Source organism: Bacillus sp. JJ1127, from assembly GCF_036965845.1.
Taxonomy (GTDB): Bacteria; Bacillota; Bacilli; order Bacillales; family Bacillaceae_G; genus Bacillus_A.
The window spans coordinates 1-1,948 of record NZ_JBALQK010000387.1; the positions used below are offsets into that span (position 1 = coordinate 1).

A 1,948-nucleotide genomic window follows, 5' to 3' on the forward strand; every position below is an offset into this window, starting at 1 on the left:
GCATTATCCATAACGATAATCATAATTTGCTCTAAGTAAGATGATGGTATGGATACATATGCTTCTTCCGCTTGCATCTCTATATGAAACTGAAAATCAGTTTGAATAACTTTAAAGTTTTGGATTACTTGTTTTAATATGGTATTCACATGAACTGGTTCGGTAGCCAATGGATGTATTTGTTCAGAGTCCGCTCTAGATAGCTCTAATAATTCTGAGACTAATTTGTTTAATCTGTCTACTTCTTTCAAACTGGATAGAAGTGATTTATTGAGCACTTCTGGATCATTCTTCCCCCAACGATTTAGCATTGATAAATGTCCTTGAATAATCGTTAATGGCGTTCTAAGTTCATGTGATGCGTCTTCCACAAACTGTTTTTGCTGTATAAAAGATGTTTCCACATCATCCATCAATTCATTAAAAAGAATAGCGAGTTTCGCCAGTTCATCACTATTTTCTCGTACAGGAACCCTTTCATTTAGCCCATTTTTTTTAATACGATTCATCGTATCTGTTATATTCTGGACACTAGATAGAAGTTTTTTAGCTATAATCGTTCCACCTAAAAAACTAAGTATGAGCCCACCGATACCTGCGACAACCATCACAACAAAAATCCCTTTTAGCAAATGATCAAATGATTCTAAGTTTGTTGCAATCTCGATAGTCCCTGTAAATCCCTTTGTCTGAATGGGTACACGCTCAATTAATATTCTATCTTCTAAATATCTCTTTATATAAGATTCAGATTTCTTACTATATTTCGGTGACACCCACTTCTGATTAAAATCATGAGAAACTGAAAGAATTGATTTTCCATCTTTGTCTATAATTCGAATCATTTGATGCTTATCGATCATATTATTGAGAAAATCTTTACTATCTTCAAAAGTTTTCTGTGAAAGTGTTTCATTTTTATCTTGAAAATATACTGCTATTTCTTTTATTTGTCTGTTCATTTGTTTTTGTTCATAATCTACAGTCCATTTATTAATTACAACAAACTGTAAAAGACTATATAAAACAAATAAAACAAATAATAATGTAGTTGACCAAAGTGTTAACTTCCACTTTATTGGAAGATTACGGATGCGCTGCATTATATTTTTAATCATCTCATTATATATCCAGCACCTCTAATAGTTTGGATATACTCCTCCTTATCTACACTGTGTAATTTATTTCGTAAATAACGAACATATACATCAACAATGTTTGTTTCGACAATTGCATCGTAACCCCATACTTGCTCAAGTAAAATATCACGAGTAAGTACTCGATTGATATTTTTCATAAACGTAAGGAGTAGCTCAAACTCTTTATTTGTAAGTTCAATGCTCTCGTTGTCTTTTCTTAACGTTCTAGACTCAACATGTAACTGTAAATCTTTAAATGTCAAAAATGAGGACTGCTGTTGTTCTTCTTTTTGTTCACGTCTGAAAATAACTCGCATGCGTGCTAAAAGTTCTTCAATCGCAAAGGGCTTTGGAATATAATCATCAGCTCCACTATCTAATCCTGTAACCCGATCCATAACACTATCGCGGGCTGTTAACATAATGATAGGCGTATTTTTACTTGTCCGTAGTCTACGGCACACTTCGATTCCATTCAATCCTGGTAACATTAAATCGAGTAAGATAATGTCATAGTCCTTTTCAAGAGCTGCTTCCAATCCTTTTCTTCCATCAAACTGTACATCTACTTTATATCCTTCATACTTTAGTTCTAATTCTAAAAAATCAGCTAGACTTTCTTCATCTTCGATTATTAATACATAATGCAACAATAATTCCTCCTATACCATTAAATGAATAAGTAATCCTATACCAAATAGAACCGCGGCTATTTGATGTGTTTTTCGATAAACGATTAATTTCATTTTGTTCTTGGACTTATGCAATAGGATACCAACAAATCCAAGCAATGTTAAGCATATAAAAGC

General features: G+C 32.8%; 2 protein-coding genes. Both read right to left on the reverse strand.

The genetic code is table 11. The features are described 5' to 3' along the window. Nucleotides 1-1,118, reverse strand: a 1,118-nt coding sequence (locus tag V7183_RS24870; protein ID WP_335361202.1) for a HAMP domain-containing sensor histidine kinase, incomplete at its 3' end; no start/stop codon positions are given. Next, a complete protein-coding gene (locus V7183_RS24875) occupies nucleotides 1,115-1,789 on the reverse strand; it encodes a response regulator transcription factor (RefSeq protein WP_097897547.1) in 675 nt (224 codons plus the stop codon). The genes V7183_RS24875 and V7183_RS24870, both read right to left, overlap by 4 nt. Between the last annotated feature and the right edge of the window lie 159 nt (nucleotides 1,790-1,948).